General features: G+C 70.5%; 8 protein-coding genes. 3 read left to right on the top strand and 5 right to left on the bottom strand.

Translation table 11 applies throughout. The annotated features are described in order from the left end of the window. Window positions 1-185 precede the first annotated feature (185 nt). The 3 genes from ACWDR3_RS45715 to ACWDR3_RS45705 form a co-directional block, all read right to left on the bottom strand. Window positions 186-1,334, bottom strand: a complete 1,149-nt coding sequence (locus tag ACWDR3_RS45715; RefSeq protein WP_450358618.1) for a serine hydrolase domain-containing protein — start codon at window positions 1,332-1,334, stop codon at window positions 186-188. Between the two features lie 113 nt (window positions 1,335-1,447). After that, window positions 1,448-3,217, bottom strand: coding sequence for a TIGR03767 family metallophosphoesterase (locus tag ACWDR3_RS45710; protein WP_450358617.1), 1,770 nt, complete (start codon window positions 3,215-3,217; stop codon window positions 1,448-1,450). Window positions 3,218-3,448: 231 nt separating this feature from the next. Continuing rightward, the gene (locus ACWDR3_RS45705) at window positions 3,449-3,895 is read right to left on the bottom strand and encodes an NUDIX hydrolase (RefSeq protein ID WP_450358616.1); all 447 of its coding nucleotides are present in this window, start codon (window positions 3,893-3,895) and stop codon (window positions 3,449-3,451) included. A 78-nt stretch (window positions 3,896-3,973) separates the two neighbouring features. Between ACWDR3_RS45705 and ACWDR3_RS45700 the strand changes: the two genes are divergently transcribed. Beyond that, complete coding sequence (locus ACWDR3_RS45700; protein ID WP_450358615.1) at window positions 3,974-4,516, top strand: CGNR zinc finger domain-containing protein; 543 nt, start codon at window positions 3,974-3,976, stop codon at window positions 4,514-4,516. Window positions 4,517-4,679: 163 nt separating this feature from the next. Continuing rightward, a complete protein-coding gene (locus tag ACWDR3_RS45695; RefSeq protein ID WP_450358614.1) occupies window positions 4,680-7,970 on the top strand; it encodes a S8 family serine peptidase in 3,291 nt (1,096 codons plus the stop codon). A 74-nt stretch (window positions 7,971-8,044) separates the two neighbouring features. On the opposite strand, the gene ACWDR3_RS45690 is transcribed toward ACWDR3_RS45695, so the two are convergent. Then, window positions 8,045-8,761 (bottom strand): hypothetical protein, encoded by a 717-nt coding sequence (locus ACWDR3_RS45690; protein ID WP_450358613.1) that lies wholly within the window; start codon window positions 8,759-8,761, stop codon window positions 8,045-8,047. Between the two features lies 1 nt (window position 8,762). Beyond that, window positions 8,763-9,290: a sigma-70 family RNA polymerase sigma factor gene (locus tag ACWDR3_RS45685; RefSeq protein ID WP_402349306.1), complete on the bottom strand. Its 528-nt coding sequence runs from the start codon at window positions 9,288-9,290 to the stop codon at window positions 8,763-8,765. Between the two features lie 211 nt (window positions 9,291-9,501). Here ACWDR3_RS45685 and ACWDR3_RS45680 point away from each other — a divergent pair, with 211 nt between their 5' ends. Next, window positions 9,502-10,518: an aspartate-semialdehyde dehydrogenase gene (locus tag ACWDR3_RS45680; protein WP_450358612.1), complete on the top strand. Its 1,017-nt coding sequence runs from the start codon at window positions 9,502-9,504 to the stop codon at window positions 10,516-10,518. The last annotated feature ends 129 nt before the right edge of the window (window positions 10,519-10,647 follow it).

Genomic DNA, 10,647 nt, shown 5'->3' with positions numbered 1-10,647 from the left:
GCTGACCTGCGGATTCATGACGCGCTGAAGGCCGTGCCGGTCGGCTGACCGGCACGGCCCAGGGCAAAGAAAACGGCAAGGCCGATACCCGGACGGACCAGGGTGTAGGCCGTGAGAGCGACCGGGCGAAACAGAGCCGCTTACTTGCCTTGCTTGCCTTGCTTGCCTTACTTGCCTTACTTGCCTTACTTGCCTTGCTTGCCGCAGAACTCGGCGTCGATGACCGCCACGCTGTCACCGGACCAGTCGCCGTTGAAGTTCAGCGCGAGGCTGTGCCTGCCGTCGGCGGTGGCGACGGCCTCGCTCGTGGAGCCGTGGATGCCTCCGCTGTGGCCCCAGACGGAGACGCCGCAGGAGAGGTCGTACCGGATCAGGCCCAGGCCGTAGCCGGCGTTGGGGAACTGCGGCGAGGAGATGGTGGTCTTCATCTCCTTGAGCTGCTCGGGCGGCAGCAGCCTGCCGCTCAGGAGCGCGCTCACGAAGCGGTTGAGGTCGGCCGAGTCGGAGATCATCGAGCCGGCCGAGGAGGCGGCGGTCGGGTTGAGCCGGGTGACGTCGTAGGTGGGTCCGGTCGCCGTCCTGGCCAGCTTGGAGTAGGCGCGGCTGCTGGGCCTGCCGACGGTCGTGCGGTCGCCCGGGACCGAGGTCTCGTCGAGGTCCAGCGGTTCGACGATGCGGTCCTTGATCTCCTCGCCGTAGGAGTTGCCGGTGACCTTCTCGATGAGCATGCCGGCCACGACGTAGTTGGTGTTGGAGTAGTTCCAGGAGGTGCCGGGCTTGAAGTCCGGCTTGTGGGCCATGGCGATGCCGACGAGGTCGGCCGCGTCGCGGTGGTCGTAGCGGTGCTCGAAGAAGCCGTCCGGGCTGAACAGCCGGCGCTGGAACTCCTCGTCGGACGTGTAGTCGAAGAGGCCGCTGGTGTGGTTGAGCAGCTGCCGGACGGTGATCTTCCGGCCGTCGTTGCCGTTGCCGCGGACGGTGCCGGGCAGCCACTTCTCGACGGTATCGTCGAGGGAGAGCCTGCCCTCCGCCTCCAGTTGGAGGAGCACGGTGGCGACGAAGGTCTTGGTGATGCTCGCGATGCGGTAGTGGTCGTCGGCCGAGCGCGGGGCGCCCGTCCGCAGGTCGCCCACGCCCTCGGTCGCCCGCCAGGTGCCGCGGGTGTCGCGTGCGGTGGCCGTCACGCCGGGCACCCCCACCGCCACGGCGGACCGGATCGCCTCGCGGGTCGCGTCGTGCCCCCGGTCGGTCGGTGCCGCGAAGGCGGGAGCCGCCAGGGCCAGCGACAGCACGCCCGCCGTCGCCGCCACGGTCGCCCGTACACGTACGGTCATGTCTTTCCCCCTGTCTCGCCCGCTCTCCGTCGGAGCGGGTCGTGGTCCGTTCGGGGGCGAAGACCTGAGGTGATCGGGGAGGGTTGCTCGGCTGTGGGCCGGTTGAGTGGCTTTCAGCCCTTCTTCAGGACCAGCTCCGTGTTGCGGTCGGTGGACTTGCCGCTCAGGTCCTTGCCGGTGCCGCGGGCGTTGTAGGAGACCTCGCGGTAGAGGGCGGCCAGGCCCGTCTGGGAGAGGTCGGCGAAGTCGGTCTGGTGCGGGGCCGCGGACTCGACGAGCGTGGTGAACAGGGACAGCGTGCCGTCCTTGTTGTCGGCGATCTCGATGACGCGGGCGAGCTGCGGGTAGTCCACGTGCGAGGCGGTGGAGATCTCCCAGAAGGACCGGCCGTCGGGGGCCGAGTGCGGGGTGATCTCGTTGCGGTGGATGTGGCCGTTCACCCAGGCGAGCACGTTGCGGTGGCTGCCGAGCAGGGCGATGACCTCCTGGCCGTTGTGCCGCCGCTCGTTGGGGCGGGCCGGGTCGGCGTGCGAGGTGTTGGTCATCGAGTGGCTGGTGTGGTGGCTGAAGACGACGACGTACGAGTCGCTGTAGTCCCGCAGTTGCCGGTCCAGCCACTTCAACTGGGCCGAGCCGATGGAGCCTTCGTAGTGGCCGCCGGGGTCGGTGGTGTCGAGGCTGATGCCCACCACGTCGTCGGCGATGCGGAAGGTGTAGTACTGCGTGCCGGCGGCCAGGTTGGCGCTGGAGTAGCCGTGGCCGACCGGGCCGACACCCTGGTGGGCGGGGTCGAGGTGGGCCTTGAGGTAGTCGGTCGCCGTGTAGGGCGCGCGCTTCTCGTCCGGCGTGACCGAGCGCATGTCCCGGGTGTGCGCCTTGAGCAGGTCCCGGAAGGCGTGGCCCTTGGGGTCGTTGCCGCTCTTGATGAGCTTCTGGAGCTTGGCCGACTCGGACGCCGACAGCGACATGAGCTTCTTGCCGCCGACCGCGAACTCGGCGAGCCAGGAGTCGCCGTGGCCGTAGCAGCCCAGCGGCAGGGTGTCGTGGTTGCCGACCGTGGAGTACCAGGGCAGGTTGAGGCCGGGGCTCTGCACCTCGCGGATCGCGGCGTTCAGGTAGCCGCCCAGGTGCGGGAAGCCGAGTTGCTTGTCGCCGTCGCGAATCGTCGAGTCGGGCTGCCAGAACAGTTTGCTGCCGCTGTTCTGGACGCCCTCGTAGTGGCGCGGGTCACCGGTGTTGGGGGTGATCCGGCCGCCGCTCATGATGGTCAGGAACCACTCCAGCTCGGACTTGGCGTTGTTGTCCGTGTTGTCGCCGGTGGTCATGGCGAAGTGCAGCGGGCTGCCGGTGACCGGCGCCCCGCGCAGCGCGTTGACCCGCTCGACCAGCGAGACCGCGCCCTGGACGGTGAGCGCCTCGTGCGGGCGCCAGGCATGCTGGTCGGCGGAGCGGACGTACTCCAGCCGCATCGGGTGCTGGCTGTCGATCAGGTGCAGGTCGGTCAGCTGCACGAACGCGGCGAGCGCGGTACGGCGGCCGGCCCGGCCCGACTTGGCGGCGGCCAGCTCGCCGCGCACCACGCGCGACCAGCCGGTGCCCGAACCCAGGCGCCGGAAGCCGGAGTTGGTGCGCGGGGCCGCGATGGAGGCGAGGGTGGTGCCCTTGGTGTACGGCGCCAGGGGCGCGGCCGGGGCCTGCCGGGAGTCGGCGACCGGGGCCTGGTGGGCGGCACCGCTCGCGGGTGCCGCGGCGGCGGCCTGGCTGTCGGTGGGCCGCAGGGCGTAGCCGACGCCCGCGGAGACGGCTGCCGCTCCGGTGACGGCGAGGACGGTACGGCGGTTGACCGCCGGCTTGGAACCGGCGACAGAGCGTATGCGCGACATGGCGCGATCTCCCCGAGTGCGAACGCGTCGGCAGGGTCGCGGGACGATCGCTGTCGCGAACTTCCCGCTCGCTCTGGAGCCTTGGCACCGGGAATGACCTGCGCGTGAACGAGGCCGCAACGCGCAGCGCCGATCACCGTACGTCGATCTTGGACTACCCTCCGCGCCCACGACCGCTCCTCGGACGGCCGGGAGCCGGTCACGCAGTGTTCATCTTGCGGGGTACTGAAGCTATTCCAGGCGCCCCGCCGCCGGCCGCTCCCGCCACAGCCGCAGCCCTACGTCGACCAGGCCGACGCGGCGGAGATCGGCCACCTTCTCCAGCGGATGCCAGGCCGCCAGGTCCGTGGATCCGCCGACCTCGGGGCGCAGTTCGCCGCCGATCACGCGACCTTCGTAGACGAGGCGTACGCCGTGCCGGTCGACGGTCCTGCCGAAGCGGTGCGTGGTCGTGAGGCGGAAGGAGTCCACGCCGAGCAGGCCGGTGACCTCGATGTGGTAGCCGGTCTCCTCCTCGACCTCCCGCAGGACGGTGTCGTAGGGGTCCTCGCCGTGCTCCATGCCGCCGCCGGGCAGCGTCCACTCGGGCCGGCCGTAGCGGTCGGTCCAGCGGGCGAGCAGGATCTGCTCGTCGCGGACGCACATGGCGTAGGCCGCCACCCGAAGCTTCTTGCGCACTCTCACACTCCCGTTATAACCGTTGTCCTTGACGTCAAGAGTTAAGGTGAGAGGATCAGCCGGTCGTAAGGAGCCCCCATGTCCACCGCCCTCCCCGACCCGCGCCCCCTCACCGGCGAGCCCCTCGCGCTCGATCTTCTCAACACGAGGTGGGTGGCGGAGGGGTCCGCGCACGATCTGCTCACCGACACCGACGGGCTCGCGGTGTGGCTGGCGGCGAACGGTCTCGCGGAGCGGTTCGCCGCCGACGCGACGACCCTGCGGCACACGCTCGGGGCGCGGGACGCGCTGCGGGCGGCCGTGGACGGGGCACCGGGCGCCGCCGAGGCGGTCGACGCCGTGCTCGGACACGGGCGGATCCGGGCCACGCTCACCGCCGAGGGACCCGGCGAGCGGCCCGAGTTCGCCGACCCGGCGTGGGGTCCGGCCTGGCTGGCGGCGCGCGGCTACCTGGAACTGCTCACGGCCGCCCCCGACCGGATCCGCGGCTGCGCCCACGAGACCTGTGTCCTGCACTTCTTCGACACCTCGCGCAACGGCACCCGCCGCTGGTGCTCGATGGCCACGTGCGGGAACCGCGCGAAGGCCTCACGGCATTACGCGCGCTCGAAGGAAGTGTGAATCTTGGTGTGATTTGCCGGGGTTGACGGGTATTGACCTCAAAGGGCATCGCGGGTTTTCCCCATACATCCTCATCATGTCGGTCAACACTTCCCAAACAACTGTCCCTTGGGTAAAGCTGAGCGATCGTTCACGCCCGTTCCTTTACCTCCAAGGGATGCCGATGACCCTCACCCCCCAGCGCGATCCGATATCCGGCGGTGCGAGACGCATGGCGCGGATCGCCGTGGCCGCCGGCCTGGTCGCCGCGCTCTCCGCGGCAGGGCCGATACCCATGGCCTTCTCCGCGGACGACCCGGCCACCACCACCCCGGCCGACGACGTCGTCAAGTCCGCGCACGACAAGCTCGGTTCGGACGACGCGGACCTGCTCGCCGAGGCCAAGGCGGCCGGCGACAAGAACGTCACGATGATGATCGCCACCGCTCCGGGCCAGACCGAGCAGGTGGCCAAGCAGCTGGACGCGGTCAGCGGCGGCCTCGTGGGCCGCACGTTCGACAAGGTCGGCTACGTCAGCGCCACCGTCCCCACCGCGAAGGCGGACTCGGCCATCGCCGCCGCCGTCAAGCTCTCCTCCGTGCACGGCATCGACCTGCGCGAGGAGATCCCGCTGGACGACCCGAGCACCAAGAGCTCGGGCAAGTCCTCGTCGGCGGCCGTGACCTACCCGGCGCCGAGCAAGAAGACCCCCGCCGAGAACCCGTACAACCCGTCCTTCGAGACGGGCGCCGTCGACTTCGTGCAGGACCACCCGAAGGCGGACGGCCGCGGTGTCACCATCGGCATCCTCGACTCGGGCGTGGACCTCGGCCACCCCGCGCTGCAGAAGACCACCACGGGTGAGCGGAAGATCGTCGACTGGGTGACGGCGACCGACCCGGTCTCGGACGGCGACCGGACCTGGCGTCCGATGCTCACCTCGGTCTCCGGGCCCACCTTCACCTACCAGGGCAGCACCTGGTCGGCGCCGGCGGGTGCGTACAAGGTCAGCACCTTCCTGGAGTCGTACACCACCGGCGGTGACGCCGCGGGCGACGCGAACCGCGACGGCGACACCACCGACTCGTGGGGCGTCCTGTACGACGCGGCCGCGGGCACCGTGCGGGTCGACCTCAACAACAACCACGACTTCGGTGACGACACCCCGCTGAAGCCGTACAAGGACGGCTTCCAGATCGGGTACTTCGGCACCGACAACCCGGCGACGGACGTCGTCGAGCGGCAGCCGTTCGTCGTCGAGATCCGCAAGGACGTCGTCTACAACGCGGCCGGCGCGAAGGCCGACTTCGTCAACATCGGCGTCATCGAGTCCGAGCACGGCACGCACGTCGCGGGCATCACCTCCGCCAACGGCCTGTTCGGCGGCAAGATGAACGGCGCGGCCCCGGGCGCGAAGATCGTCTCCTCGCGCGCCTGCACCTGGACCGGCGGCTGCACCAACATCGCGCTCACCGAGGGCATGATCGACCTCGTCGTGAACCGCGGTGTCGACATCGTGAACATGTCGATCGGCGGCCTGCCGGCGCTGAACGACGGCAACAACGCGCGCTCGGAGCTGTACACGCGGCTCATCGACACCTACGGCGTGCAGCTGGTCATCTCGGCCGGCAACTCCGGTCCGGGCGCCAACACCATCGGCGACCCCGGTCTCGCCGACAAGGTCATCTCGGTCGGCGCGACCATCTCCAAGGAGACCTGGGCGTCCAACTACGGCTCGGCCGTGACGACCAAGTACGCGATGATGCCCTTCTCCTCGCGCGGTCCGCGTGAGGACGGCGGCTTCACGCCGACCCTGTCCGCGCCGGGTGCGTCGATCAACACCACCCAGACCTGGCTGCCGGGCGCCCCGGTCGCCGAGGCGGGCTACACGCTGCCGGCCGGCTACTCCATGCTCCAGGGCACCTCGATGGCGTCCCCGCAGGCGGCGGGCGCCTCGGCGCTGCTGCTGTCGGCGGCCAAGCAGAAGAACATCGAGCTGACCCCGGCCACCCTGCGCACGGCCCTGACCTCGACCGCCGACCACATCAAGGGTGTGCAGGCGTACGAGGAGGGCGCGGGCCTCATCAACATCCCCGACGCCTGGGAGTCCATCAAGGACGGCGCCACCGCGCACGACTACGCGGTCAAGGCGCCGGTCGACACCGCGATCGACTTCGCGCTGAAGACGCCGGGCTTCGGCACCGGTCTCTACGACCGCGAGGGCGGCCTGAAGGCCGGCGAGAAGAAGACGTACGACGTCACCATCACCCGTACGTCCGGTGCGGACAAGGCGATCCGGCACGAGCTGCACTTCGAGAACAACGCCGGTGACACCTTCAAGATCCTCGGCTCGGACGAGCCGAAGCTGCCGCTGAACCAGCCGGTCACCGTCAAGGTGCAGGCCAACCCGAAGTCCGCGGGCCTCAAGAGCGCCATCCTGGAGCTCGACGACCCGAAGACCGAGGGCCTGGACAAGCAGATCCTCACCACGGTCGTCGTCTCGGCGCCGGTCAAGTACACCTACTCCGCGTCCAGTTCGGTCCAGCGCAACGCCACCCAGTCGTACTTCGTGACCGTGCCCGCGGGCGCCAAGTCGCTGGAGGTCGCGATCGGCGGGCTGAAGGACAAGAGCCAGACCCGGTTCATCGCGATCCACCCGTACGGCGTTCCGGTCGACAACACCTCGACGCCGTTCTGCTACAACAACTACCTCGACGGCAACGGCTGCCGGCCCGACGTGCGTTCGTACGCCGACCCGCAGCCCGGCGTCTGGGAGATCGAGGTCGAGGCGCGCCGCACCTCGCCGCTGCTCGACAACCCGTACAAGCTCAGCGTCGCCGCCTACGGCGCGGCCTTCGACCCGGAGGTCGTGACCGTGCCCGAGGCCAAGGTCGGTACGCCGGCCGCCGCCTCCTGGACGGTGACGAACAACCTCGCCGCGATCGACGGCAAGCTGGCCGGCGGCCCGCTCGGCTCCGCCAAGTCGGCCCGCCCGACCATCACGGAGGGCGTGACGCAGACGACCACGGTCGAGGTGCCCGCGGGCGCCGACTCCCTGGACGTCGCGATCGGCAACGTCTCCGACAATGCCGCCGACCTTGACCTGGTGGTGCTCAACGCCGCCGGCACCGAGGTCGGCAGCTCCGCGGACGGCGACTCGGAGGAGGCCGTCTCGGTGCCGAACCCGGCCGCCGGTACGTACACCGTCCAGGTCATCGGCTACTCGGTGCCCTCCGGCTCCACGGCCTACGACTACCAGGACGTGTTCTTCTCCACCGCGCTCGGCACGGTGAACGTCGACGAGTCGGTGCCGGTGAAGCTCGGCACGGGCCAGTCCACGACCGTCTCCGCCAGCGTCACCGCCGCGGCGGCCGCTCCGGAGGGCCGCGAGTTCTTCGGCCAGGTCCAGCTGGTGAACGGCAACGGCACGGTGGCCGGCCTCGGCAGCGTGAAGATCGAGAAGGTCACACCGTAATCAGCTGATACGGCTGATACGACGGTGAGGGCGGGCGTCCGTAGGGGCGCCCGCCCTTTCTCATGCGCGCCTTCTCATTCGCAGGGCACGTAGGCCGCGTCCGGCAGCGCCTGGACGAGCCCGGCGCGTTCGCGGGCGACCGACCGCTCGCCGACGACCAGGTAGTCCGCGACGGACGACCCCCTCGGCACGCCCACCAGGACGTGCTCGCCCTTGTGCAGGCTCTTGAGGACGGCGCCCTCCTCCAGGACGAAGGTGACCTGCTCGGCGGTCTTCGTCGGCTTGTACGCGCGGGTCACGTCCAGGGTGATCCGCTCCCGCCCCGAGGCGCCGGGCACCTGGGCCACCTTCGCGACCTCGCCCTCGACGACCAGCCGGGCGCAGGCGAGATAGCCGGGGCTGGCGAAGGGGGAGCCCGCGTCGGACTCCATCGCCTTGGAGCCCGCGTCGCTGCTCGACGTGTCGGCCGCGCCGCCACCGGACTGCGCCACCAGCCAGCTCATCCCCACCAGGACGCCCCCGGCGCAGGCCACGGCGAGGGTCGCGAAGGCGAACCTGCGGACCCGGCGCAGATCGCGGGGCGCCCGTACCGGAACGGGCTTCTTCTGCGGCCGCTCAGGGTCGGCCAGCGCGTCCCCGATGAGCCCCAACTGCTCGCGCAGGAGCGCCACATCGGCCTCGGCCGCGCGGTACTCGGTCATGAAGGCGTCGTCGGTGCGGACCCCCTCCGCGGGCGCCTCCCCCGTGATCGCGGCCATGAGCGCGTCGGTGTCGTTGTGTTCGGCGGTCATCTCACACCACCTCGTCCTCGTGCAGGCGGGCGCGCAGTGCCCGTACCGCCGTGTGCAGCCTGCTCTTGACCGTGCCCTCGGGGATGCCGAGTTCGTCGGCGATCGAGCGGACCGGCAGATCGGCGAAGAACCGCAGGACGAGGACCTGGCGCTGGGAGTCGGGCAGCTCGTCCAGGCCCTGGGCGACGGAGAGGGAAAGCACGCTGGTGTCCTCGCCCGAGGGGTGCTCCAGCTGACGCAGGGAGGCCAGCCGCTCGCCGATCCGCTCCTGGCGGCGCTTGGCGCGGTGCCAGTCCATGGCGAGGTTGGAGGCGACGACGGCGGCCCACGCGGACACGTCGCGCGGGGCCTCGTCGCCCTTGGCCGCCCGCTCCAGGAGCCGCAGGCGGACCTGCTGCACCCCGTCCGGCAGGTCCGCCTGCGGTACCCCGCCGAGTGCGAGCACCGCTCTCACCCGGCGTTCCTGGGCCGCGTCCAGAGGATCACCGTGATCGTCCCTCTGGGCACGGCGGGCCTTTCTGCGCAGCACAAGCCACCCCCCTCACCGCGTTTCCTCTACGACGCCGCAGGGCCCGGAAACGTTCGGCGCGGGGCCGGGAAATTTTCTGGAGGCGTACGTCACACCGCCGGGCCGGCGTCCCATTCCTCGGGCATGCGCGGCAAAGAATTGGACAGGCTGACCCGGGTCGGCCGCATGATGGAAACGCCGCAGACGTACAGGAACAGGTAAGGGAGTCGCTGTGAGGGTCGGAATCGTCGGAGCCACCGGTCAGGTCGGCACGGTCATGCGCAGCATCCTCAAGGAGCGGAACTTCCCGGTCACCGAGCTGCGTCTGTTCGCCTCGGCCCGCTCGGCGGGGACGGTCCTGGACGGGGTGACGGTGGAGGACGCGGCGGCCGCCGACTACTCCGGGCTCGACATCGTGCTGTTCTCGGCGGGCGGCGCGACCTCGAAGGCGCTGGCGGAGAAGGTCGCCGCGCAGGGCGCGGTCGTGATCGACAACTCCTCCGCGTGGCGCAAGGACCCGGACGTGCCCCTCGTGGTCTCCGAGGTGAACCCGCACGCCATCGTGGACCGGCCCAAGGGCATCATCGCCAACCCGAACTGCACGACGATGGCCGCGATGCCGGTACTGAAGCCGCTGCACGCGGAGGCGGAGCTGGAGGCGCTGGTCGTCGCCACCTACCAGGCGGTGTCCGGCTCGGGTCTCGCGGGCGTGGCGGAGCTGCACGGGCAGGCGCAGAAGGTCGTGGCCGACGCGGACAAGCTGACCCACGACGGCAGCGCGATCGACTTCCCCGAGCCGCAGGTCTACAAGCGCCCGATCGCCTTCAACGTGGTCCCGCTGGCCGGCTCGATCGTCGACGACGGCCTGAACGAGACCGACGAGGAGCAGAAGCTCCGCAACGAGTCCCGCAAGATCCTGGAGATCCCCGACCTCAAGGTCTCCGGCACCTGCGTCCGCGTCCCGGTCTTCTCGGGCCACTCCCTCCAGGTGAACGCGCGCTTCGCCCGCCCCCTCACGGTCGAGCGCGCCACGGAATTGCTGGGCGGCGCCCCGGGCGTGGCCCTCACCGACATCCCCACCCCCCTCCAGGCCGCCGGCCAGGACCCGTCCTACGTCGGCCGCATCCGCACCGACGAGACGGTCGAACACGGCCTCGCCCTCTTCATCTCCAACGACAACCTCCGCAAGGGCGCTGCGCTGAACGCGGTCCAGATCGCGGAGCTGGTGGCGGCAGAGCTCACGGGCTGACGCCGGTCCGGACCAGGGATTCCTCGCCCCCGCCGCCCCTACCCGTCCCATCCTTCTGGGGCTCCGCCCCAGACCCCGCTCCTCACCGCCATGCTTACCGCGCCGACGCGCTTGGCGTCCTCCGTGGCC

Source organism: Streptomyces sp. NPDC001002, from assembly GCF_053599215.1.
Note: the sequence above shows the minus strand (reverse complement) of the source record. Positions and strands in the feature narration are given on the sequence as shown.